21 protein-coding genes are annotated in these 23,329 nt (G+C 71.0%); 13 read left to right on the top strand and 8 right to left on the bottom strand.

From position 1 onward, the window contains the following. Positions 1 to 61: 61 nt before the first annotated feature. Positions 62 to 856 (bottom strand): hypothetical protein, encoded by a 795-nt coding sequence (locus OG622_RS19220; protein ID WP_371577546.1) that lies wholly within the window; start codon positions 854 to 856, stop codon positions 62 to 64. A gap of 425 nt (positions 857 to 1,281) precedes the next feature. Between OG622_RS19220 and purN the strand changes: the two genes are divergently transcribed. Then, positions 1,282 to 1,911 (top strand): phosphoribosylglycinamide formyltransferase, encoded by a 630-nt coding sequence (gene purN / locus OG622_RS19215; protein WP_371577544.1) that lies wholly within the window; start codon positions 1,282 to 1,284, stop codon positions 1,909 to 1,911. Further along, positions 1,908 to 3,488, top strand: coding sequence for a bifunctional phosphoribosylaminoimidazolecarboxamide formyltransferase/IMP cyclohydrolase (gene purH / locus OG622_RS19210; protein ID WP_371577542.1), 1,581 nt, complete (start codon positions 1,908 to 1,910; stop codon positions 3,486 to 3,488). Before purN ends, purH begins: the two co-directional genes overlap by 4 nt. A gap of 96 nt (positions 3,489 to 3,584) precedes the next feature. Here purH and OG622_RS19205 read toward each other — a convergent pair whose 3' ends face one another. Then, a complete protein-coding gene (locus OG622_RS19205; RefSeq protein ID WP_371577541.1) occupies positions 3,585 to 5,504 on the bottom strand; it encodes a protein kinase in 1,920 nt (639 codons plus the stop codon). Positions 5,505 to 5,732: 228 nt separating this feature from the next. Between OG622_RS19205 and OG622_RS19200 the strand changes: the two genes are divergently transcribed. Beyond that, positions 5,733 to 6,098 carry a hypothetical protein gene (locus tag OG622_RS19200; RefSeq protein WP_371577539.1) on the top strand — a complete coding sequence of 122 codons (366 nt, stop codon included), beginning with the start codon at positions 5,733 to 5,735 and terminating at the stop codon, positions 6,096 to 6,098. 62 nt (positions 6,099 to 6,160) lie between these two features. Here the strand turns inward: OG622_RS19200 and OG622_RS19195 are convergent, their stop codons facing one another. After that, a complete protein-coding gene (locus OG622_RS19195) occupies positions 6,161 to 6,769 on the bottom strand; it encodes a hypothetical protein (protein WP_371577538.1) in 609 nt (202 codons plus the stop codon). Positions 6,770 to 7,154: 385 nt separating this feature from the next. On the opposite strand from OG622_RS19195, the gene OG622_RS19190 reads away from it, so the two are divergent. The 3 genes from OG622_RS19190 (at position 7,155) to OG622_RS19180 (ending at position 9,844) form a co-directional block, all read left to right on the top strand. Then, entirely contained in the window at positions 7,155 to 8,009 is an 855-nt protein-coding gene (locus OG622_RS19190) for a bifunctional methylenetetrahydrofolate dehydrogenase/methenyltetrahydrofolate cyclohydrolase (RefSeq protein WP_371577536.1), read from the top strand. Positions 8,010 to 8,271: 262 nt separating this feature from the next. Further along, complete coding sequence (locus OG622_RS19185; protein WP_371577535.1) at positions 8,272 to 8,859, top strand: DUF3017 domain-containing protein; 588 nt, start codon at positions 8,272 to 8,274, stop codon at positions 8,857 to 8,859. Positions 8,860 to 9,328: 469 nt separating this feature from the next. After that, entirely contained in the window at positions 9,329 to 9,844 is a 516-nt protein-coding gene (locus OG622_RS19180) for a helix-turn-helix domain-containing protein (RefSeq protein ID WP_371577533.1), read from the top strand. A 101-nt stretch (positions 9,845 to 9,945) separates the two neighbouring features. On the opposite strand, the gene OG622_RS19175 is transcribed toward OG622_RS19180, so the two are convergent. Next, a complete protein-coding gene (locus OG622_RS19175) occupies positions 9,946 to 10,479 on the bottom strand; it encodes a peptidoglycan-binding protein (RefSeq protein WP_371577531.1) in 534 nt (177 codons plus the stop codon). 652 nt (positions 10,480 to 11,131) lie between these two features. On the opposite strand from OG622_RS19175, the gene OG622_RS19170 reads away from it, so the two are divergent. From OG622_RS19170 to OG622_RS19160, 3 genes are all read left to right on the top strand, one after another. After that, on the top strand, positions 11,132 to 12,481 hold the full coding sequence (locus tag OG622_RS19170; protein ID WP_371577530.1) for a DUF2690 domain-containing protein: 1,350 nt from the start codon (positions 11,132 to 11,134) through the stop codon (positions 12,479 to 12,481). A 472-nt stretch (positions 12,482 to 12,953) separates the two neighbouring features. Then, the gene (locus OG622_RS19165; protein WP_371577528.1) at positions 12,954 to 13,943 is read left to right on the top strand and encodes a malate dehydrogenase; all 990 of its coding nucleotides are present in this window, start codon (positions 12,954 to 12,956) and stop codon (positions 13,941 to 13,943) included. Between the two features lie 219 nt (positions 13,944 to 14,162). Further along, on the top strand, positions 14,163 to 14,963 hold the full coding sequence (locus tag OG622_RS19160) for a hypothetical protein (RefSeq protein WP_371577526.1): 801 nt from the start codon (positions 14,163 to 14,165) through the stop codon (positions 14,961 to 14,963). A gap of 141 nt (positions 14,964 to 15,104) precedes the next feature. Here the strand turns inward: OG622_RS19160 and OG622_RS19155 are convergent, their stop codons facing one another. Next, entirely contained in the window at positions 15,105 to 16,040 is a 936-nt protein-coding gene (locus OG622_RS19155) for a GNAT family N-acetyltransferase (RefSeq protein ID WP_371577524.1), read from the bottom strand. Between the two features lie 416 nt (positions 16,041 to 16,456). On the opposite strand from OG622_RS19155, the gene OG622_RS19150 reads away from it, so the two are divergent. The 3 genes from OG622_RS19150 to OG622_RS19140 all read left to right on the top strand — a co-directional run bounded on the left by OG622_RS19150 (position 16,457) and on the right by OG622_RS19140 (position 19,760). Next, positions 16,457 to 16,843: a hypothetical protein gene (locus OG622_RS19150; RefSeq protein ID WP_371577523.1), complete on the top strand. Its 387-nt coding sequence runs from the start codon at positions 16,457 to 16,459 to the stop codon at positions 16,841 to 16,843. Between the two features lie 21 nt (positions 16,844 to 16,864). Continuing rightward, complete coding sequence (locus OG622_RS19145; RefSeq protein ID WP_371577522.1) at positions 16,865 to 18,049, top strand: glutathionylspermidine synthase family protein; 1,185 nt, start codon at positions 16,865 to 16,867, stop codon at positions 18,047 to 18,049. Between the two features lie 265 nt (positions 18,050 to 18,314). After that, a complete protein-coding gene (locus OG622_RS19140) occupies positions 18,315 to 19,760 on the top strand; it encodes a glycine hydroxymethyltransferase (protein ID WP_371577521.1) in 1,446 nt (481 codons plus the stop codon). Between the two features lie 18 nt (positions 19,761 to 19,778). Here OG622_RS19140 and OG622_RS19135 read toward each other — a convergent pair whose 3' ends face one another. From OG622_RS19135 to OG622_RS19125, 3 genes are all read right to left on the bottom strand, one after another. Continuing rightward, positions 19,779 to 20,528: a hypothetical protein gene (locus OG622_RS19135; protein WP_371577519.1), complete on the bottom strand. Its 750-nt coding sequence runs from the start codon at positions 20,526 to 20,528 to the stop codon at positions 19,779 to 19,781. A gap of 103 nt (positions 20,529 to 20,631) precedes the next feature. Further along, positions 20,632 to 21,540 (bottom strand): hypothetical protein, encoded by a 909-nt coding sequence (locus OG622_RS19130; RefSeq protein ID WP_371577517.1) that lies wholly within the window; start codon positions 21,538 to 21,540, stop codon positions 20,632 to 20,634. Beyond that, on the bottom strand, positions 21,533 to 22,153 hold the full coding sequence (locus OG622_RS19125) for an RNA polymerase sigma factor (protein ID WP_371577516.1): 621 nt from the start codon (positions 22,151 to 22,153) through the stop codon (positions 21,533 to 21,535). Before OG622_RS19125 ends, OG622_RS19130 begins: the two co-directional genes overlap by 8 nt. Before the next feature lie 101 nt (positions 22,154 to 22,254). Between OG622_RS19125 and trpS the strand changes: the two genes are divergently transcribed. Beyond that, positions 22,255 to 23,268 carry a tryptophan--tRNA ligase gene (gene trpS, locus OG622_RS19120; RefSeq protein WP_371577514.1) on the top strand — a complete coding sequence of 338 codons (1,014 nt, stop codon included), beginning with the start codon at positions 22,255 to 22,257 and terminating at the stop codon, positions 23,266 to 23,268. The last annotated feature ends 61 nt before the right edge of the window (positions 23,269 to 23,329 follow it).

The following is a 23,329-nucleotide window of genomic DNA, read 5'->3' as shown; positions in this document are numbered from 1 at the left end:
CGAAGGCGCGCCGCCGGTGGTATCGGCGACGCGCCTTCACTCTCGTTTTGCCGCGACGCCCCTACTGCGCGCCCAGTACGTCCCGCAGCAGCCCCTCCGGCAGAAGCTCCTTGCAGGACTTCGCGGAGGTGGTGGTGAGGGAGTCGTTGACGCAGGTGTAGTAGTCGCGGTAGACGAACTGGGCCGTGAAGGTGATGGCGACGATGGCGAGGGCGATCGTGGAGGTCACCAGGCCGCTGATGGCCGCCGTCTTCTGGGGACGGCCACTGGGCGCGGGGGGCGCCGGCCGGTCCGGGTCCGGGGCGCCGGGCTTGGCCCGCAGGGCGCTGACGGCCCAGTACACGGCCAGGGAGCCGAGCAGCAGGGCGACGTACGGCCAGGCGAAGAGGGCGAAGAAGAAGGCCCACATGCCGCAGAGCAACGAGTACCGCGCACGACGCTGGGAGGGGTCCGTCGGGTCCCAGCGAAGTCCGCTGCCCGGACCGCGCTCGGGGCCCTGGCCGGCACCGCCCGGTCCACCCGGTCCGCCCTGGCCGTTGGGGCGCTCGCCGAAGGGTCCGCCGGACGAGCGGCCGGGCTGCCGGTCGCTCCACTGACTGCCCCATGGCGAATGACCACCACCGCGCCCCGCCTCATCGTCGGAACCCCGGCCGTCGGGCCGGCGCGGCCGCCACGGCCGGTCAGGTGTGCCCTCGGGCGGGGGCGCGAACGGGTTGTCGTCCGAGGAGTCTGATCCCTGGCCCCGCCCGGGCTGCCCGGGCTGCTCGGGGGTGTCCTCGCTCTCGCGCGGAGGCGTGTGCGGGGAACTCCGCTCGCGCAGCAGGAGCGAAGGAAGGCGGAGGCTGCGGTCCGGCATCAGGTGTGCGTCTTCCCCTTGGTGATTACGACGGTGATTACGGCGGTGAACTCGACGATGAGTTCGGTCGTGATCCCGGGCGTGACTCTGCGGTGTTCCCGTAGCGATCCCGGCGGTGAAATCTACTGGTAGCCATGAGCTGTCACTCCGTGAACGCCCCACACACCGACCGCGTTCCCGAGCCCGCTCCTCGCAGACGCTACCTCCCGGCCACGCCCCCGTCCCACGGGGGCCGTCCGGTGTGCCGGTATCGTTGCTGACGGTCGGCCGCTTCGTAGACTTCCCCGTATCGGGGGACGCGAAGCATTTGTATGAATGCACAAGTGCACATTCGGCAGACCTGAACGTTCCCCGTAGAACCCGTAGAACCCGTAGAACCCCTAGAACCCGCAGAACCCGCAGAACCACGTAGAAAGGGCCTCACCGTGGCCGCCAAGCCCGTGGCCAAGCGCCTCGTCGTACTGGTCTCCGGATCCGGCACCAACCTCCAGGCGCTGCTGGACGCCATCGGCTCGACCGGCGTCGAGGCCTACGGCGCCGAGATCGTGGCCGTCGGAGCCGACCGCGGTGGCATCGAGGGGCTCGCCCGTGCCGAGCGCGCCGGGCTGCCGACCTTCGTGTGCCGGGTCAAGGACCACGAGACGCGTGACGAGTGGGACGCGGCGCTCGCCGAGGCCGTCGCCGCGTACGAACCCGATCTCGTCGTGTCCGCCGGGTTCATGAAGATCGTGGGGAAGGAGTTCCTGGCGCGGTTCGGTGGGCGGTTCGTCAACACCCACCCGGCCCTCCTCCCCAGTTTCCCGGGGGCCCACGGGGTGCGGGACGCGCTCGCGTACGGCGCCCGGGTCACCGGCTGCACCGTCCACTTCGTCGACGACGGCGTCGACACCGGACCGATCATCGCGCAGGGCGTGGTGGAAATCCGGGACGAGGACGACGAGAGCGCTCTGCACGAGCGCATCAAGGAAGTCGAGCGAAGGCTGCTCGTCGATGTCGTGGGGCGGCTCGCCCGCAACGGCTATCGCATTGAGGGACGAAAGGTAGTTATCCAGTGACCGCCGACAGCACTGTCACGGCCGAGAGCGGCAAGCGGGGCATCCGTCGCGCGCTCGTCAGCGTCTACGACAAGACGGGCCTCGAGGACCTCGCGCGCGGCCTGCACGAGGCGGGCGTCGAACTCGTCTCCACCGGGTCCACCGCCGGGCGCATCGCCGCTGCCGGCGTCCCCGTCACCAAGGTCGAGGAGCTGACCGGCTTCCCCGAGTGCCTGGACGGCCGGGTCAAGACCCTGCACCCCAAGGTGCACGCGGGGATCCTCGCCGACCTCCGGCTGGAGGACCACCGGCAGCAGCTCGCCGAGCTGGGCGTCGAGCCGTTCGACCTCGTGATCGTGAACCTCTACCCGTTCCGGGAGACCGTCGCCTCCGGGGCCTCCCCCGACGAGTGCGTCGAGCAGATCGACATCGGCGGCCCGTCGATGGTCCGCGCCGCCGCCAAGAACCACCCCTCCGTCGCGGTCGTCACCAGCCCGGCCCGGTACGCCGACGTGCTCGCGGCCGTGCAGAACGGCGGCTTCGACCTCACCACCCGCAAGCGGCTCGCGGCCGAGGCCTTCCAGCACACGGCCGCGTACGACGTCGCCGTGGCCTCCTGGTTCGCGTCCTCGTACGCGCCCGCCGACGACTCGCAGTTCCCCGACTTCCTCGGGGCGACCTGGGAGCGCGCGCACACCCTGCGCTACGGCGAGAACCCGCACCAGCCCGCCGCGCTGTACGTCTCCGGGACCGGTGGCCTGGCCGAGGCCGAGCAGCTGCACGGCAAGGAGATGTCGTACAACAACTACACGGACACGGACGCCGCGCGCCGTGCCGCGTACGACCACGACGAGCCGGCCGTCGCGATCATCAAGCACGCCAACCCCTGCGGGATCGCGGTCGGCGCGGATGTCGCCGAAGCGCACCGCAAGGCGCACGCGTGCGACCCGCTGTCGGCGTTCGGCGGTGTGATCGCGGTCAACCGCCCCGTCTCGAAGGAGATGGCCGAGCAGGTCGCCGAGATCTTCACCGAGGTCATCGTCGCGCCCGACTACGAGGAGGGGGCTCTGGAGGCCCTCGCCAAGAAGAAGAACATCCGGGTGCTGAAGGCGGCGGGTGCGCCCGCCGCCCCGGTCGAGCTGAAGCCTGTCGACGGCGGTGCGCTCCTCCAGGTGACCGACCGGCTGCAGGCCGACGGCGACGACCCGGCCAACTGGACCCTCGCGACCGGGGACGCCCTCTCCGCGGCCGAGCTGGCCGAGCTGGCGTTCGCCTGGAAGGCCTGCCGCGCGGTCAAGTCCAACGCCATCCTGCTCGCCAGGGACGGCGCCTCGGTGGGCGTCGGGATGGGGCAGGTCAACCGCGTCGACTCCGCGAAGCTCGCCGTCGAGCGTGCCGGGGCCGAGCGCGCGCGGGGCTCGTACGCTGCCTCCGACGCGTTCTTCCCCTTCCCGGACGGGCTGGAGATCCTCACCGGGGCCGGCGTCAAGGCCGTCGTGCAGCCGGGCGGATCGGTCCGTGACGAGCTGGTCGTCGAGGCCGCGCGGAAGGCGGGCGTGACGATGTACTTCACCGGGACGCGGCACTTCTTCCACTGAGCCGCACCACCGATGACGTAGGACGAAGGGCCCGTCGGACACACCGACGGGCCCTTCGCCGTACGCGTCCCGGGCGGGGCCCGCGCGGGCAGCTCTCTACGTCGTACCGCGCAGCGCCGCCCAGGTGTCGGGGCCGACCTGGCCGTCGACCTCCAGCCCTTTGGCGCCCTGGAACTGCTTGACCGCCGACTCCGTCTTCTTGCCGAACTTGCCGTCCACGCCCGTGCCGCCGACGTTGTAGCCGCGCCTGTCGAGCATGCACTGCACCTGAACGACCCGCTGGCCCTCGTCGCCGCGGTCGGTGAGTTCGGTGCCGGAATAATAGGTGCACTGGGAGATCCAGGCCGGCGTGGCGGGCTTTGTCGCCGCCTCGGTGGGTGTAGGCGTGGAGGTCGTGGCGCTGTCGCCGCCGTCCGATGAACCGCCGTCGTCGGAGGTGGGGTCGGCCGTGCCGCTGGGGCTGGGACCGGCCTTCTCGAGCGTGGGCGAGGCCTCGGCGGACGGGCTCTCGTCGCCCCCCTTCTTCTCACTGGCGGAGGGGGACGCCGAGCCGGAGGGTTCCGGCAGTGGCGCCGCCGCCTTCCCGTCGGGCGCCGTCGTGGCACCGGCCGTGGGCGTGGCGGACGCCGAGTCGTCGGCCGCCGGACGCGTGGCGAAGAACGCCCCCACGGCCACCGCACACACCGCCAAGGCGGCCACGACGACGAAGTACGGCGTCTTCCGCCGGGCCTTGACCGAAGAAACCTGCACCCCACCCGCCCAGGGAACCGACGGTGCCCCATGGGCGACCGGCACCGGCACCGGCGCCCCGTACGCCCCAGCCGGTGTGGACACCCCAACCCCATACACACCGGCCGCCGTCGAAGCTCCATACCCACCCGGCGGTGTCGGCGTGCCCTGCTCGCCCGGCGGTTGCGACGCCCCGTACGCCCCCGCCGGTGTGGCAGGGCCGAAGCCCGGGGGTGGGGGCGTGGCTTTCGCGTGTGGTGCGGGTGCGGGTGCGCGGAAGTGGGATGGCTGGTGGGTGGTCGTGCGGGCCAGTAGGTCGCAGGCCTGTCGGCGGCCGAGGAGGCGGGAGTCGAGGGGGGTGGGCCAGGGGGCGTTGGGGGTGGGGGCGGCCTCGGTGAGTCGGGAGGGGGTGGGGCGGGCGGTGGGGTCCTTGGACAGGCAGGTGGTGAGGAGGGCGGCCAAGGCCGGGTCGGCCGAGGCCACTTCGGACATCAGGGACGGCTTGGGCTCCTCGAAGGCGACCCGGTGCATGACGTCGACGCCGGTCCCGTCGCCGAAGGGCGCGTGGCCGGTGACGGCGTACACGAGGGTCGCGGCGAGGGAGAAGACGTCCGAGGCGGAGTCGCAGCGGCCGTCCCGGAGGTACTCGGGCGACATGTACGCGGGAGTGCCGACCCGGTTCCCGGTCGTCGTGATGGCGCTGCTGTCCACGGCCTGAGAGATGCCGAAGTCGATGACGTGCACGCCGTCGGAGGAGAGCAGGACGTTGGAGGGCTTGAGGTCGCGGTGGACCACTCCCGCGGCGGCCAGTGCCGACAGGGCGCGGCCGAGTTCGCCCACCAGGCGCCACGCCCCCGCCGGCGGCAGCGTGCCGCACTCGCGGACCGCGTCGGTGAGATTGAGTCCGGGCAGGTACTGCGTGGCCATCCACAGCAGTTCGTGCCCGGCCTCGTCCTCGGGCTCGAAACCGGTGCCGAGCAGCCGTGGCGCGTACGGCGTACGGACCCGGTCGTGCACCCCCGCCTCACGCTGGAACCGGCGCCGGAACTCCGTGTCCTCGGCGTACTCCGGCCGGATCACCTTCACGGCCGCGAGCCCGGGGACGTTGTCGGCGGACCGCGCCAGATACACCCGGCCCATTCCGCCGCTGCCCAGCAGCCCCAGCGGTACGTACCGCCCGAGGCGTCCGGGGTCCGAGGGTCTCAGCGGGGCCGCGCCCGCCTGCTCCAGGGCGGCGTCATGCGACGCCCGGGAGTACGGCGGCGGTTCGGGCCGCTGGTCTGACATGGGTCCCCCGGGTGGTGTTCTCTCTCGTCGTGCGCTGCCTCAACTGTCCCCTTGGCAACACAAGTTGACGAGAGACTACCGTGCGGCGAAATCGGGAACGGCCCGCCGGAAGAAGGCCCTCATTGCGGCGAGAGCGTGCGGAATGGCCGATATCCCGGTGCAGAGGCGTGCGTTCCGCTGCGAGGGTCGAGGGGTCCACCCAATCGACAGGGACTCAGGGGGTCGGTCATGCGCAACAGGTCGAGTCGGTTACGCCGGATCGCGGCCGTCGGGGCGGTGCTCGCCGTCGCGCTCGGTACGGGATGGAGCGGCGCGGCGAGTGCGGGCGCCGCCGAGGACGAGGCGGTGGTGTCCTGTCTCCACGGGTACGTGTGTCTCCAACCGTTGTTCGGCGCTCAGCCGGTGCTGGTGAAAGAGGGGGACCGGGCCACCTACAGCCCCGCTCTCCGTGTCTCCGCGGTCGTCAACGCCACGAACACGGCCTACTGCATCGGCGGCAGCCTGAGCTATCCGCTCGGACCCGGCCAGACGCAGACCTGGGACCACGGCGTGAACTACGTGTCGCCGGCCACCGGGGGCTTCTGCCCGCTGTGACACGCCGAGGGCCGTGCCCCCTCGTAGGGAGGCACGGCCCTTCGGGTGCGGTGCTCGGTCGCTCAGTAGCGCTGGCGGTTGAACCACTGGCCGGCGTCCTGCTTGGAGCAGAACACGATGATCATGACGCCGAGGGCGAGGCTGATCAAGGCGAAGAGATTGGCACCCAGGATGCTGATCGCGCTGAACAGCGTGACGAACGAGGCGTAGACGATCGCAGAGATCCGGATGCCCCCGCGCCCGGTGGAGAACTTCGCCGCGGTGAGGATTCCCCAGACCGCGAAACCGATGGTGAGCACGCCGAAGGCGATGAACACGCCGGCGCCGACGTTCGCGATGGTGTCCGCGTCCGCCGAGGAGACCGAGCCGTCGGACGTGGCACTGTCCGAGAGGTAGTCGGCGAACCAGGCGCTGGCCACCATCAGCGCCACGCCACCGATCGCCTGGAAGGCGCCCAGCACGTACAGCATGATGCGCGAGGCCTTCACCCCGCCCGGGATGACCGCGGGCGCGTCCGGGTAGCCGCCGCCGTATCCCTGGGAGACCGGCGGGGCGGCCGGGTAGCCGTACCCCGGCTGCTGGGGAGGGGTCTGCTGCGGGTAGCCGTAGCCCTGGGCGGGCGGCTGCTGCTGGGGCGGGCCGTACGGGTTGTTCGGGTCGCCGAAACTCATGGCGGGGTTTCCTCCGTTGCCTGGTGCGGGGACGCGCGGCACGGGTCGGAGGAATGCCCTGGATCTTTGGAAATGGTCACGCCCCCCGGCAGTGCCCGCGGCACTGTGACCCAATCGTTTTATACGTCCGGCCGGATGTCCAGGGAGATTCATCGGGTGTTGTGCAAGTGCAACACATCCGATCTTGTCGGGCGCGGGTCGCCGCCCTGTCGGGTACTGCCTTTTAGGGCAGGGCCCTGTCGGTACGGCGCTGTCGGCACGGCACTGTCGAGAACGACCCGCCGCGTGTCCGGAAGCGGGCGGAGGGCGTGCGGAAGTGGGCGGAGGGCGTCCGTCAGGTGACCGGATTGGAACCCGGCGCCGGTCATCCGCGAAGATTGGGGCCATGAGCGCCCAGATTCTCGATGGCAAGGCCACCGCAGCCGCGATCAAGTCCGAGCTGACCGCCCGCGTGGCGGTGCTGAAGGAGAAGGGCGTCACGCCCGGACTCGGCACGATCCTGGTCGGCGAAGACCCCGGAAGCCAGAAGTACGTCGCGGGCAAGCACCGCGACTGCGCGCAGGTCGGCATCGCCTCCATCCAGCGCGAACTGCCCGCGACCGCGACCCAGGAGGAGATCGAGGCGGTGGTGCGGGAACTCAACGAGGACCCCGCCTGCACCGGCTACATCGTTCAGCTCCCACTCCCCAAGGGCATCGACGAGAACCGCATCCTCGAACTGATGGACCCCGACAAGGACGCGGACGGTCTGCACCCGATGAACCTCGGGCGCCTCGTCCTCAACGAGCCCGCCCCGCTGCCCTGCACCCCGAACGCTGTCCTGACCCTCCTCCGCCAGTACGGCGTCGAGATCAAGGGCGCCGACGTCGTGGTCGTCGGGCGCGGTGTGACGATCGGGCGCCCGATGCCGCTGCTGCTCACCCGGCGCACCGAGAACGCGACGGTGACCCAGTGCCACACCGGCACGCGTGACCTGGCCGCGCACCTGAGGAAGGCGGACATCATCGTCGCCGCGGCCGGCTCCGCCCACCTCGTCCGGCCCGAGGACGTGAAGCCGGGCGCCGCCGTCCTCGACGTCGGTGTCTCCCGCTCCGCCGAGGGCAAGATCGTCGGCGACGTCCACCCCGGCGTCGCGGAGGTCGCCGGATGGATCTCCCCCAACCCCGGCGGCGTCGGCCCGATGACCCGTGCCCAGCTGCTCGTCAACGTGGTCGAGGCGGCGGAGCGCAGTGCCGGCTGACGGCAGGGCGGAGGGCGCTTCGAGGGTGCCGCGGGCGTCGGGGGCGTCCGGGGCGTCGGGGAAGGTGACCGGGCCGGGAAAGCCGGAGGGGTCGGTGAAGCCCGGGGCTTCGGGGGCGCCGACGGGTTCTTCGGCAGCTGCCGGCGCGGGGGAGAAGGGCGAGCCGCCCGGGGAGACGACGACTGACGGGCCGGAGGCCGCGGAGCGGTCCGGGACGACGGACAGGGCTGCGGACGGGGCTGCGGCGTCGGAGAGGGCGAAGATGTCGAGGTCCGCGGGGACGACCGGGACGGCCGAGGCGGCTGGGGCTGCCGGGACGGCCGGGGCGCCCGAGGCTGCTGGGGCGACTGAGGTGGCTGGAGCTACCGAGGCTGCTGGGGCGACCGAGGCCGCTGACGGGATCACGGTGCGGGATCACATCAGCGTGCCCGATACCGAGGGCAAGCCCGTTCGCGGTACCCGGCGGTTCCCGATGTTCACCAAGGACACCGCGCGGCCCGAGGGTGGTGGCCGGGCGGCGCGGCGTGAGGCGCCCGCGCCCGTCCGCCAGTGGCCGATCCTCGCCGTGCTGTCCACCGTGGGGCTCGGGCTGCTGCTCACCGCGCTGGACGTGTTCCGGGTCGGCACGATCCTGATCGGGGCCGCGCTGCTCGCCGGCGCGGTGCTGCGCTGGGCCGTCCGGGACGTCGGCATGCTCGCCGTCCGCTCCCGTTTCACCGACATGGCCACGTACATCGTCCTGGGCACCGCCATCGTGCTCCTCGCGCTGATGGCCCAGCCGAACCCGTTGCTGGAGATCCCGTTTCTCAAGGACACGCTCCACTTCACGGTGGGCGACGAGGCGGGCTGAGGCCGTTCCGCCCCGCCCCCGGTCCCGAGTGCACGCGACGGCGGTCCGTCCCCTCCCCCGAGTAAGGACGGACCGCCGTCGCACTCCACGGTCCAACACGGCGAACGCCCCGTTCAACACCTGTCAGCCCGCTGTGGCACGGAAGTGACCATTCCGCCAAGGTGTCCGCACCGGGCGACGACGACGGCACCCGGACGTCATCACGGCATGCTGTCAAGGCATGCCGTCATGGTGTTCGGGTGACACTCGGAGGGCATCCGGAAGCCGGGGCGTGGGCGCCTGCAAGCGGGGGTGCGGGTCGCCTCACGCGCCCCCTCGTCGCACCCTTCGCTTCGCCTCACGAAGCCGTCCGCGTCACTCCTCGCGCTGTCCGCCCGCCCACGCCGCCGGCGTCCGTACCGGCGGGAACCGGATCACCCACGACCGTCGTCACCTGCTCAGACCCGCTCCTGAACCGAGGAGGCAGCCGATGAGCGCCTGGCAGCCGCTGCCGGACGAACTCCCCCCGGAGGTACAGCATTTCGTCGAGCAGTTGCGCCTGCTGAAGGACCGCACGGGACTCAGTCTCGTCGCGCTCGGCGCGCGCACCGCGTACAGCAAGTCCTCCTGGCAGCGGTACCTCAACGGCACCCAGCCCCCGCCCCGGCAGGCGGTCGCCGCCCTGTGCCGGGTCGCAGGGGAGGACACCGAGCGCTTCGGGGTGCGCTGGGAACTGGCCGTACGGTCCTGGCCACGCCCGGCACCCCAGACGGTGCCCCCGTCCCGGCCGCCGCACCCCGTGGGGGCCGGGGCAGGGGAGCGGGCCGGGGCGGAGGCCGACTCGGAGGCGTACGAGGACGACCCCACGCTCCCCTGGTGGGACACCCCCGCCGACGAGCCGAACCCCCGCCCACCCGGCCGCATCGCCCTCTACGCCGCCCTCGCCGTGCTGCTCGCCCTGGCCCTCGTCGGCGCCGCGCTGATCGGGGCCGTCACGCTGCCGTGACGGCCCCTCGCCCAGCCCTCGGTCCTACCGGTCGCCCCGGCCGGGCGACCGGCGTCGGCGCCATCCGCCGTCACCGGCCGGAGCCGACGCCGACATGCTCCTCAGCCGCGCCAGTCGTACGCGGCGACCTTCCACGTCGAGCCGACCTCGACGTAGTACTCGCCGTCGAGCCGCTTGAAGGTCACCTCGTGCTCCAGGCCGGTGTAGGTGACCTTGCCGTCGCTGTACGGCCCGTCCAGGAAGCCGTCGGCCTGCCCGAAGGTCTCCTTGCCGACGATCCCGTCGACGTCCTCCAGATCCTCCTGCGCCTGCCAGTACTTGGTCGCGGAGCGGGTCTTCCAGCCGAAGATCCCGTCGATGTCCCCCTGACCGAAGGTGTGCGGATTCCCGCTGGAGTCCTTCCACTTGGCGCCGTCGGCGTACAGGACGCTCTGCCACAGCCGCGTCGCGTTGCTCTTGGAGTGCGAGTTGACGGACAGCGTGCCCTCGTCGCCCCAGTCGTTGTGCGCGGCGCCGGAGCCGTCCACGACGTACGGCCCGGAAGCGGTGGCGAGCGGAGCGGCGACGCCGAGCGCGAGCCCGGCCGAGGCCGTCACGGCGACGGCCCCGAGCAGCAGCCTGGCCTTGAGTTGCATTTTTTGATCCCCCTGGTCCCCGTTGACCTTCCGACATTCACTGACGCACACGGTCCGCACGGCCCCGGCCGATCCGACGAGCGGGCGAGCGGGCGAGCGGGCGAGCGCCGTGGCGCTCGCCGAGGTGTACGAGGTGTACGAGCCCCTGTTCGACTCGCGTGACTGTGCGTGTGTGGCCGTTGTGTCGATGTGTTGACAAGTTCGAGGATTTGCCATCGGCCCGCTCAACACCAGGGCTAATGTGAGTATTTGGGACGGTCCGGGATGTCCCGCGTGTGGACCTGCCATTGCGCCCGGCAATCCGGGATCCCGATGGGACACTGGACCGCAAGGCTGTTGGGGGGCGCGCAGTGGCGCGCGATCGCGCCCGAAATGCTCCCACACGCCCCTTTCCAGGGAACTGGCATCCCGACCGGGCGCATCCCAGTGGGTAGGCCAGAACGGGGCTCCGGAGCGGGCTTCGGGCCAGGTCCCGGACCAGGATTCAGCGAGGGCATCATGCGTGGCACAGGCACAGGCACAGGCACAGGCACAGGCACAGGCGCGGGCACGGACATAGGTACAGACACAGACGCAGGCATAGGCATAGGTACAGGCATAGCGGGCGCGGGGGGAAAGTGCAGAGTCGTACGGGGGGAAGAGGGGGGAAGTAATGCCTCGTTGGAGGGCCTTGCCCGATGAGCTCGATCCACAGGTCAGGGAGTTCGCGGGCCAGTTGCGCCGGCTCGTCGACCGCGGTGGGCTGAGCATCGCCGCGGTGGCCGACCGCACGGGCTACAGCAAGACGTCCTGGGAGCGGTATCTCAACGGCAGACTGCTCGCGCCGAAAGGCGCGATCGTCGCGTTGGCCGAGGTGACCGGTACCGATCCCCTTCATCTGACCACCATGTGGGAGCTGGCCGAGCGTGCCTGGAGCCGTTCGGAGATGCGCCATGACATGACCATGGAGGCGATCCGTATCTCCCAGGCGCGCGCCGCCCTGGGGGAGACGGGCGGTCAGTCCACCGTCAAGGGCGGCAGGAACGGCAGGGGAAGCCGGAGCGCGACCGCGACACCGGGTGTGGCGGGCCCGGCGGGCGTCTCGCCGTCGGTCCCGGTGCAGCCGCGCTCGTCGGGCGGCGACCGCGCCTCGCGTCCGCCGTACGGGGGTTCGGCCACGCCGTCCACCTCGTCACCGTCCTCTTCCTCCTCCTCGTCCCCCTCTTCCTCCGTCCCGCCGTACGGCGGTGGCGGTGCGGGGGCGATCGCCGGCGGCGCGTCGCGCATCAGTTGGGGTACCACGCCTTCGTCGGCCCCGTTGACGCCGTCGCCGTCGCCTTCGTCATTGGGCCTGGCCGGCGGGTCGCCCTCGTCGGTTTCCTCGACGTCGTCGGCGTCCTCGTCCCGCGTAGCGGCCGGTGCGTCGGTCTCCGGTGGTGCCCAGGGTCCCGGTAGCGCCTCGATGCCGTCCGGAGTCTTCGGCCCGCCGCCGGGCGGCGGCGGGCGTTCCGACGACGGCGATTCCCAGCCGAAGCGGCGCGTGACGATGTTCCTCGCGGGAGCCGTCGGTGCGCTCGTCGTGATCGCGGCGGCCTTCTTCCTCATCAATGGTGACGGGAAGGGCCAGGCGGAGGACAAGCCGCCGACCTCCCCGTCGACCTCGATCGGTACGAACCCCGACCTCCCGGCCGGAGTGAAGTGCAGCGGCAAGGACTGCGACGGCAAGGACCCGGAGACCATGGGGTGCATCGGCAATCTCGTGCGGACCGCCGACGAGGCCACGGTGGGCACGACGAGGGTCGAGGTCCGCTACAGCAAGACCTGTCAGGCCGCGTGGGCCCGCATCACCGGCGCCGCCCAGGGTGACGAGGTCCAGGTCGCGGTCGGCAGGACCAAGCAGACCGCCGCCATCGAAGCGGTCGGCGACAACATCGCCTACACCCAGATGATCACGGTGAAGGACGCGGGCGAGGCCACGGCCTGCGTGACCCTGGCCTCGGGCCAGAAGGGCTGCACGGGGTAGGGGAGTCGGAAGGGCGGTGGGGGCGCCCCGGCGCGCGCGCCCCCACGGGGGTTCGGTGCACTGCGCGCCCACCCCCGCCGGCCGCCACGTACATGACGCACCGTGATCGCCATTTCGTAAAAGTAATCACGGCATAAGTGGAATGCCCGCCGAACTCCGGGGCATGCGGACAGTACCCCCACGGGAGACCGGTCCGCCCGGGAGATCGACACCCCCTCCCTCCCGGCCCGGCACCCCCACAGAGGCGGCCGTCGGTCCTCCCCCCGGACCGGCGGCCGCCTCTTCATGCCGCCCTCTCCGTGGAGCGGCAGCGCGGAGCAACTTGTGGGCTGGGCCACACGAACCCCGGCCGTCCGGGATCCCGGATGCGCGATAGCCTGACCACCGATCTCTCTTGACGCCAAGAGATCGATCATTTGTACGTCCCACGGGGCGGGGACGCCCCACCGCCAGCTGTCATACGGAGAACGCCATGACCCGCACTCCCGTGAACGTCACCGTCACCGGCGCGGCCGGCCAGATCGGTTACGCCCTGCTCTTCCGCATCGCCTCCGGCCAGCTGCTCGGCGCGGACGTGCCGGTCAAGCTCCGCCTGCTGGAGATCACTCCGGCACTGAAGGCCGCCGAGGGCACCGCCATGGAGCTCGACGACTGCGCCTTCCCGCTCCTTCAGGGCATCGACATCACGGACGACCCGAATGTCGCCTTCGACGGCGCCAACGTGGGCCTGCTCGTCGGCGCCCGCCCCCGTACCAAGGGCATGGAGCGCGGCGACCTCCTCGAGGCCAACGGCGGCATCTTCAAGCCGCAGGGCAAGGCCATCAACGACAACGCCGCGGACGACATCAAGGTCCTCGTCGTCGGCAACCCGGCCAACACCAACGCCCTCATCGCCCAGGCCGCCGCGCCGGACGTCCCGGCCGAGCGCTTCACCGCGATGACGCGCCTGGACCACAACCGCGCGCTGACCCAGCTGTCGAAGAAGACGGGCGTCCCGGTCTCCGAGATCCAGAGGCTCACGATCTGGGGCAACCACTCCGCGACCCAGTACCCGGACATCTTCCACGCCACGGTCGCCGGCAAGAACGCGGCCGAGGTCGTCAACGACGAGAAGTGGCTCGCCGAGGACTTCATCCCGACCGTCGCCAAGCGCGGCGCCGCCATCATCGAGGCCCGTGGCGCCTCGTCGGCCGCCTCCGCCGCCAACGCGGCCATCGACCACATCTACACCTGGGTCAACGGCACCGCCGAGGGCAACTGGGCTTCCATGGGCATCCCGTCCGACGGTTCGTACGGTGTGGCCGAGGGTCTCATCTCCTCCTTCCCCGTCACCGTCAAGGACGGCAAGTACGAGATCGTCCAGGGCCTGGAGATCAACGAGTTCTCCCGCGCCCGTATCGACGCCTCGGTCCAGGAGCTGGCGGAGGAGCGCGACGCGGTCCGCGCGCTCGGCCTCATCTGAGCCGTCCCGCCGTCGACGTCCGCAGAACCGATGTCGTGCTGACGCATGCATAGGTGACGTTCTGCCGACGTCTCGGAGCTGACGTCCTGCTGACGCCTTATAGCTTGCTCTCGCAGGCCCTGTCCCGGTTTCGACCAGGACGGGGCCTGTTCGGCGTGTACGCCGCTATCGTCGGTGCACGCACGTCGTGAGAACGCCGACGGCGGCAAGGGGGGCAACATGACGAGCTGGGACCCGCACCAAGGACGCTGGGTCGACGACCCTCCCGGAACTCCCGGAACTCCCGGAACTCCCGGAACTCCCGGGCCTCCTGGGCGCGGCAACCCGTGGTCGCGCACGACCGCCGTCATCGTCCTCGCGGCCCTGCTGGGCGGCGCCGCCGGTTTCGGGGTGTGGACCCTGTCCCGGGACGACGGCACGACCCGTACGACCTCCAACAGCTCCTCCCCGTCGACACCCCCGCCCTCCGTCTCGGCGGCGGGCCCGGAGGACGACGGGAACACCGGCCCGGCCACACCGAAGCAGTCGGGCACGGACGCGGGCCCGAGCGGCGCCCCCGGCTATGTGCGCTCCGACGATCCGGCCGGCTTCACCGTCGATGTCCCCTCCGGCTGGAAACGCACCGCGAAGACGCCGAGCGACAAGCCCACGGTCGTCACGTACGACTCGCCGGACGGCAGCCGGATCCTCCAGCTCTTCCTGGTCAGCGAGGGCACCCCCGCCGAGTCCATGGACCTGGCCGAGAACGAGAACTACGGCTTCGCCCGCCTCCCCGGCTATCGCGTCCTCGACCGTTCCGCCCCGGACGACAGCTACTCGGAGGTCGTCTACCGCTTCGACGGCGAAGGCGATCTGGGCCCCCGTCAGGTCATCGACCACCGCTTCCGCACGGCCGACGACAAGATCTACGGAGTCCGCCTCAGCGCCCCCGAGTCGACCCCGGTCGACGATCTCCGCGAACCGGTCACGATGGTGGTCACATCCCTGTGCCCGACAGGGGCGACCTGCGTACGGGGTTGAGCGCGCTCGCCGTACGAGGCCGACCCGGCGTCGACCCTCGACCGATGCCGATGCCGATGCCGATGCCGATGCCGAAGACGAACCCGGGGACGGGTGCGGGCGCAGACCGCGTTACCGCCGCCTCCACCGTCACCGTCACCGTCATCGTGGTGTCGCGAGCCTCTTCTCGAAGAAGTGCGCCCCGTACACGTCGTCGTTGTACCGGGGGATCTCCGTGTACCCGCACGCCCGGTACATCGCCCGCGCCTCCGTCAACGAGGCATGCGTATCGAGCCGTACGACGCCGAAGCCGCGCTCGGCGGCCTCCCGCTCCAGCTCGCCGAGCAGACGCCGGGCGAGCCCGAGCCGTCGGGCCCCGGGGTGCACCCACACGTGCTTGATCTCCCCGACCCGGGCACCGGGATCGAGCGTGCGCAGCGCCCCGCACCCCACGGCCCGTTCCTCCTCGTAGGCGATCAGGAAGGCCCCCGAGGCCCCTGAGACCTCATGGGGTGGCACGAGGGTGGCCGGGTCGTACCCCTCGGGAAACCGCTCGTCGATGTCGGCGGCGTAGGCGTCGAGGGAGGCGCGGGCGTCCTCCGATCCGCCGTCCACGGCCTCGACCCGGATCGCGGCGAGCCGCAGCAGCCGCCGCGCGGACCCCAGCGCATCCGTCAACTCGCCCCGCTGCGCCGGACTCAGCCCCCGCAGCAGCCCCTCGGCCAGCGCGTCGGCCCGCCGGTTCTGCTCCGTGACCTCGGAACGCCCCGCCGACGTCAGCGCCGCCACCCGTACCCGGCTGTCCCCGCCATGCACCCCCACCCGGACCAGCCCCTGCCCCTCCAACGCCTTGACCATCCGGCTCAGATACCCGGCGTCCAGCCCGAGCCGGGCCCGCAACTCACGAAGCGAAGCCCCCTCCCCGCCTTCGCCGGCCTCCCCGATCTCGAAGAGCAGCCGCGCCTCCCCGAGCGGCCGGTCCTGCCCGAGGTACTGATCGTCCAGCGCCCCGATACGGCGAGTGAAGTACCGGTTGAATCGCCGCAGGCTCCGTACATCCCGCACGGCTACCGGGTCGGACTGCTGCCTGGTCTCCATAATTCTTTGACTTTAGTCAAAAGAATGACGGGTGTCGATGGCTTCCTGAGGCGAACGGGAGCTCAGGGTCTTCTCCGGCTCGGTGCTGTGCCCCTCCCTCCGCAAGCCGCCCGCCAGGGTCTTCAGCGACTCCGCCATCCGGCGTGATCACCCGTTCGCGTCCCCTACCCCGCCCCCGAACCCACCGCCGCCCTGTGTGCCCGGGCGCCCCGCATTCTGGAAGCGATCCGCCGTCCGCAGCCACGCCTCCGCACCCGGTTGGCTCCTTCGGAGAGTCGATCACTAGTCTGAGCGCCGATAAAGCGCACATAAGGCGGCGGCCGGTCATCGCGTACCGCATCGCGAACCGCATCGCGAACCGCATCGCGAACCGGCCCCGATACAGCAGGGCCTGTGGGCCCGACGGGGGAGCACACATGGGAGAACAGCGCAGGCGGCTGCGGTCCAGCACGGTCGTACTCGGTGGGATGGGCGTCGTCGCGGCAGCCCTGACCTCCTGCGGATCCGATCCGGACCGGCGTTGCGTGGACCGCGACAGCTATGACTACGCCAACGGGTACAAGATCATCGCCGATCGGAACTGCAATACGAGCTCCGGCTCCTCGTCGTACGGAAAGAAGAGCAAGAGCAACAGCAGCGGTAACCGTCAGCAGGCCGGTTCGGTCGACGCCGCCTGGTACTACGACGCGGACGTCAGCGGCAGCTGGGCCGACGACGGCACCTTCAGCCGCAGCGAGGCCGTCGACCGGGACGGCTTCGGCTGCTCGGGTGACGGCGACGGCTCCGGCTCCAGCGGCGGCTGACCCGGCGGACGAGGCAGAACCATGGAACGCCGCACCATCGAACCCCGGCCGGGCTGGCAGGAGACCGTCGAGGGTCAGGGGCTCATCTACCCGCTGACGCGCCACCCGGACGGTTCCCTGCGCCCGTACTGGGACGAGAGCGCGTACTACGTCTTCTCGCTCCCCGAGGTCGAGGCACTGGAGGAGGTCGTCGAAGAACTGCACGGCATGTGTCTGGCGGCGGCCGCGCACATCGTCGAGCAGGACCGCTTCGCCGACCTCGGCATCACCGACCCGCGCCTCATCGGCCTCGTCGCCGAGGCGTGGCGCCGACGGGCTGAACTGCCCTCCGTGTACGGCCGCTTCGACCTCCGCTACGACGGGGCCGGCCCCGCCAAACTGCTGGAGTACAACGCCGACACCCCGACCTCGCTCGTCGAGGCGGCCGGCCCCCAGTGGTTCTGGATGGAGGAGCGCTTCCCGGGTGCTGACCAGTGGAACTCCCTCCACGAACGCCTCGTCGACGCCTGGAGGAAGCAGTCCCCGCTCCTCCCGCCGGGCAGCCCCCTCTACTTCGCGCACTCCGCAGGTGACGAGCTCGGTGAGGACCTGATGACGGTCGCCTATCTGAAGGAGACCGCCGAACAGGCCGGCCTGGAGACCGACTGGATCTCCATGGAGGACATCGGCTGGGACCGCCTCTCCGGCCGCTTCGTCGACAAGAAGCTCCGCTTCATCCGCAGCATCTTCAAGCTCTACCCCTGGGAGTGGCTCACCACCGACCGCTTCGCCCCCCACGTCCTCGCCACCCTCGACAACGGCGGTGGCACCGGGACCACGATGTGGATCGAGCCCGCCTGGAAGATGCTCCTCAGTAACAAGGCCCTCCTCGCCGTTCTCTGGGAGCTGTACCCCGGCCACCCCAACCTCCTCCCCGCCTATCTCGACGGCCCCCGTGAACTGGCCACCACCACCGGCTACGTCGCCAAGCCCCTCCTCGGCCGCGAGGGCGCCGGCGTCACCCTCCACGAACCGGGCACCGACCCCGTCCTCCGCGAAGAACCATGCTGCTACCAGGAGTTGGCCCCCCTCCCGGCCTTCGACGACCACCACGTCGTCCTCGGCGCCTGGGTCGTCGAGAACGAGTCGGCGGGCCTCGGCATCCGCGAGTCCTCGGACCTGGTCACGGACGAGTACGCCCGTTTCCTCCCGCACGTGATCCTCTGACGTCCGCACTCCCTTCCTCCTCTCGTCCTCCTCCACTCTCGTCCTCCTGCTCTTCTCCTTCTCCTTCTTCCGTCCTCTCCTCGTCGTTTCGTCGTTCGTATGGTGGACGCCCGGGCGCGGGCGTCCACGGCGCCCGATAGGGTGACCGGCGGGCCGTGACTGGCGCGCTGGGATGGGACGGACCATCGGGGAGCGGCTCGGGAAAGATGAGTGCCGTGCGCCTGGGCCGTACCGTGAACGCTGAACGCAACGTCCGGAGGTCCCCATGTCAGCCGAGCCCCTCTCCCACGAGTCCACCGCCTTCCGTGCCGCCCTCGATGTGATCCGCGCCGTCGAGCCGCGCGTGGCCGACGCCATCGGCCAGGAGGTCACCGACCAGCGCGAGATGCTCAAACTGATCGCCTCCGAGAACTACGCCTCCCCGGCCACCCTCCTGGCCATGGGCAACTGGTTCAGCGACAAGTACGCCGAGGGCACCGTCGGCCGGCGCTTCTACGCCGGCTGCCGCAACGTCGACACCGTCGAGTCCCTCGCCGCCGAGCACGCCAGGGAACTGTTCGGCGCCCGCCACGCCTACGTCCAGCCGCACTCCGGCATCGACGCCAACCTCGTCGCCTTCTGGGCCGTCCTCGCCGACCGCGTCGAGGTCCCTTTCCTGGAGAAGACCGGCGTCCGCCAGGTCAACGACCTCTCCGAGGCCGACTGGGCCGAGCTCCGCCAGGCCTTCGGCAACCAGCGCATGCTCGGCATGTCCCTGGACGCCGGCGGCCACCTCACCCACGGCTTCCGCCCGAACATCTCCGGCAAGATGTTCGACCAGCGGTCCTACGGCACCGACGCCGCCACCGGCCTCATCGACTACGAGGCCCTGCGCGCATCCGCCCGTGACTTCAAGCCGCTGATCATCGTCGCCGGCTACTCCGCCTACCCCCGTCTCGTGAACTTCCGGATCATGCGCGAGATCGCCGACGAGGTCGGCGCCACTCTGATGGTGGACATGGCGCACTTCGCGGGCCTCGTCGCCGGCAAGGTCCTCACCGGCGACTTCGACCCGGTGCCGCACGCCCAGATCGTCACCACGACCACCCACAAGTCGCTGCGCGGCCCGCGCGGCGGCATGGTCCTGTGCGACGACTCCCTCAAGGACCAGGTCGACCGCGGCTGCCCGATGGTCCTCGGCGGCCCCCTCCCGCATGTCATGGCCGCCAAGGCCGTCGCCCTCGCCGAGGCCCGCCGGCCCGCCTTCCAGGACTACGCCCAGCGCATCGTCGACAACTCCCGGGCACTGGCGGAGGGCCTGATGCGCCGGGGCGCCACCCTGGTCACCGGCGGCACCGACAACCACCTCAACCTGATCGACACCACCTCCTACGGCCTCACCGGCCGCCAGGCCGAGGCCGCGCTGCTCGACTCAGGCATCGTCACCAACCGCAACGCCATCCCGGCCGACCCCAACGGTGCCTGGTACACCTCCGGCATCCGCATCGGTACGCCCGCGCTGACCACGCGTGGTCTGGGCACCGCCGAGATGGACGAGGTCGCCGGCCTCATCGACCGTGTCCTCACCACCACGGAGCCCGGCACCACCAAGTCGGGTGCGCCCTCCAAGGCCCAGCACGTCCTCGACGCGAAGGTCTCCGACGAGATCTCCCGCCGGGCCACCGACCTCGTCGCCGGCTTCCCGCTGTACCCGGAGATCGACCTCGGCTGACCACCTCGGCGCAGCCGGTCAGGCGTCCAGCAGTTCCTGACGAGGCTCCCGCGGCGGTCCGGACTCGTGCCGGGCCGCCGCGCGGCGCAGCAGGAGCGTGGCGCCCCCGGAGCCGAGGAGCAGGCCCAGGGCCAGGGCGGGTATCGCCCAGCGGGCCCGGTCGGTCAGATCGGGTGCGTCTGCCCCGGCCCGTGCGTCGGCAGCCGTCTCATCGGCGTCGACCCCAGCCCCTGAGAGCGCGTCGGCCGAGGACGGCTCGCTCTGCTCCGGGCTGCCGGAAGCCTCGCCCAGCACCCCGAGTCCTTGAAGCAGCCCGCGCAGCTCCTCCGATTGCTCCGCCTTGTTCCAGACGCCGTCGTCCGAAGCACCGGTGTCCTTCGCGATGTCCAGGTCCGTATGGATCCAGACGTCCTTGGTGTCGGGCGAGGCCGTATACAGCTGGTCCACCCGCCAGGGCGTCACGTCGTGGATCATCCACGTCACGGTGACCATCTCACTGATCTGATCTCCCGCTGTGTCCCCCCTCGCCCACTCCGGAGCCTCCTCCCCGTTCGCGTCGAGGGCGGAGCCCGTGGGGGCCAGGAGCTTCACCAGACGGTCGTACTGCTTCTCTGTGGCGTACAGCGAAGCCGTCCGCCGGCTGGTCGGCGAGACCAGCAGCACGCTGGTCGGCCCGCCCGCCGCCGATGGCGGAGCCCCCAGCAGGAGCAGGGCCAGAGCGGTCATCAACGCGCCCACCGTCGCCGCCAGTTGTCGCAGTTCACGCATCATCCGACATCCCCGATCGATCCCGGTGCGGCCCGTCCGCACTCGCGGTGTCACTCCTGGTACACCGCTCGGACCGCCGGGGTTCCCACCCCGACGGGACCGATCAGTCCAATGACTCCGCGATCTCCCGCGCCCGCGCCTTCGACGCCACGCCCTCCAGCCGCAGCGTGAACTCGTCGTCGTGGACCCACAGCAGGGTGGGCCCCGCGGTGCGCTCGGAGCGGGTGAAGCGGGAGCCGTCCTCGGAGGTCATCCAGAAGCGCAGGAGGTGCGGCTCCGGGAACCACAACGCGTCGTATGCGCCCCCGCCCAGATCGACCCACTCGACGGCCTGCGCACCCGCCACGGTCTTGCCGTACTCGGGTGCCAGCCGAGCGGCGTACTCGTCGAGGCGGACGGTGTGTCCCCGCTCGTCCCAGCAGAGGGTGATCACGAAGCGGTCCTTCGGCGCACGCGTCACGGACACCGCGTCCGGGGCGCCCAGCGCACGCGGCACGAGCGGAGCGAACCCCGCCCGCCGCCCGGCCTCGGCGAGCGGAACCGGGTCCGGGCAGCCCGGCACCCCGGCCCCGGGCGAAGGTGCCGCCGACGGGTCGTACCGCACCTCGACCCCGCCGAAGCTGAACCAGTCGGCCACGGCCGCCCGCACCGGAGGGGTAAGGACGAGCACCGTGAGCAGCCCGCACAGCGCGGTCGTCAGCGCGCGCCAGCGGAGCCCGGCCCACCGGCGCACCGCCCGCAGCCGCTCACCGGCACCCGGCGGCTCGGCCACCGGGGTCGGCACCCTCCCCCACTGCCTGGAGGGCGTGGGTGGTACCCCCACGGCGAGTATCTGCTGCAGGACCCGCTCGACCATGGTCTCGTCCCCGTCGGCCCCCGGCCGGTCAAGCGCCCGCCCGAGCGCCCGCAACTCCTCGGGCAACCGGCCGTCACGACCCTCACCCTCCGTGATCCCGCCGCTCCGGTCTCGCTCCGGCCCCTCGTTCCCGTCAAGCCGGTCCGGCTCACTCACCCCTCTCGCCTCCTCTCCCCTTCCCAAGGGCTTCGCCCGGCTCGAACTCCGGCAGCAGACGGCCCAGCTTGCGCAGTGCCCGGCTCAGGCGGGACTTCACCGTGCCCCGGGGCCAGCCCAGGGCGGCGGCCGTCTCGGGCTCGTCCATCTCCAGCAGGTAGCGGTAGGTGACGACCAGCCGGTGTTCCTCGCTCAGCTTCTCCAGGGCGCCCAGGAGCGCGACGCGGCGCTCTATCTCCAGCGTGGCGACCGCCGGGTCCGCCGAGGGCGGTATCAACGGCTCGGCCTCGACGAAGGCCGCCTCGCGGTCGGCCAGGGACCGCTGGCGCCCTGCTGTCCGCACTGTGTTCCTCGTCTCATTGGCCACGATCGACAGCAGCCACGGCCGGAACAGGGCGCCGTCCCGGAAGCGGCCCAGTGAGCAGTACGCCTTGAAGAAGGCCTGCTGCACCACGTCCTCCGCGTCCGCACCGGCGCCGAGTGCCCGGGCCGCCCGCAGCGCGATGCCCGTGTGGGCGCGCACCAGCTCCGCATACGCCTCCGGCTCCCCGGCGCGTACGCGTGCGATCACCGCGGCCTCATCGACGATGCGGCCCCCCTCCCGCGTTCTCACAAAATTGGTACACCGCCCGAGCCGGATCGGTTCCCGTCCGTGGCAGATCCGTTTACGGTCGGGTTCCGGAGCGGGCCCGGATACCTGAGAGAATGGTGAGCATGGCCTCTGATCGCCCTCGCGTGCTGTCCGGCATCCAGCCCACCGCCGGCTCGTTCCACCTCGGCAACTACCTCGGCGCGGTCCGCCAGTGGGTGGCTCTGCAGGAGTCCCACGACGCCTTCTACATGGTCGTCGACCTGCACGCGATCACCGTCGCGCAGAACCCCGCGGACCTGCGCGCCAACACCCGGCTCGCCACGGCGCAGCTGCTCGCCGCCGGTCTCGACCCGGAACGCTGCACCCTCTTCGTCCAGAGCCACGTCCCCGAGCACGCCCAGCTCGGCTGGGTCATGAACTGCCTCACCGGCTTCGGCGAGGCCTCCCGCATGACCCAGTTCAAGGACAAGTCCGCCAAGCAGGGCGCCGACCGTGCGAGCGTCGGCCTCTTCACGTACCCGATCCTCCAGGTCGCGGACATCCTGCTGTACCAGGCGAACGAGGTGCCGGTCGGCGAGGACCAGCGCCAGCACATCGAGCTCACCCGCGACCTCGCCGAGCGCTTCAACGGCCGCTTCGGCGAGACCTTCACGATCCCCAAGCCGTACATCCTGAAGGAGACGGCGAAGATCTACGACCTTCAGGACCCCGCGATCAAGATGAGCAAGTCGGCGTCGACCCCGAAGGGGTTGATCAACCTGCTCGACGATCCGAAGGTCACCGCCAAGAAGGTCAAGAGCGCGGTCACCGACACCGACACGGTGATCCGCTTCGACACCGCGGAGAAGCCGGGCGTCAGCAACCTCCTGAGCATCTACTCGACCCTGACGGGTACGGGTATCGGGGAACTGGAACAGAAGTACGTCGGCAAGGGCTACGGTGCGCTCAAGACGGACCTCGCCGAGGCCATGGTCGAGTTCGTGACGCCTTTCCGGGAGCGCACCCAGCAGTATCTGGACGACCCGGAGACACTCGATTCGATCCTGGCCGAGGGGGCCGAGAAGGCGCGCGCCGTCGCCGCGGAGACGCTCTCCCAGGCGTATGACCGGGTGGGCTTCCTGCCCGCCAAGCACTGAGCCGCACCACCTCTGCCCCCGAGCGCCGATCGCACCACCCGTCGCACCACCGACAGCGCCG

The organism is Streptomyces sp. NBC_01314, from assembly GCF_041435215.1.
In the GTDB taxonomy this organism is placed as follows: Bacteria; Actinomycetota; Actinomycetes; order Streptomycetales; family Streptomycetaceae; genus Streptomyces.
This window is presented reverse-complemented; position numbering and strand designations above follow the sequence as displayed.